This is a genomic window from Ochrobactrum sp. SFR4 (assembly GCF_019730395.1).
Lineage (GTDB): Bacteria > Pseudomonadota > Alphaproteobacteria > Rhizobiales > Rhizobiaceae > Pseudochrobactrum.
In genome coordinates, this window is the sequence record NZ_JAAPBB010001461.1 from 1 (window position 1) to 232 (window position 232).

The window sequence follows — 232 nt, forward strand, 5'->3', positions numbered from 1 at the left end:
GGCGCTGTGAAATCCACATAAACGGAGCTGAGATCGCGAATAATCGCCATCTGGGTACCATCTTCCTGACGAACGAAAGCACCTTCCGTTACAAGCGCAGCACCGATACGGCCGTCAATAGGAGAACGTACGGAAGCGTAGCTGAGATCCAGCTCGGCATCATCAAGATTGGCTTTTGCGACAGCAACCTCAGCCTGTGCCTGCTGGCGGCTGGCTATTGCAACATCATATT

1 pseudogene is annotated in these 232 nt (G+C 53.0%); it reads right to left on the reverse strand.

Annotation, left to right across the window (positions count from 1 at the left end):
• Positions 1-232: pseudogene (locus HBA93_RS23875) on the reverse strand (efflux transporter periplasmic adaptor subunit); the annotation flags it as partial.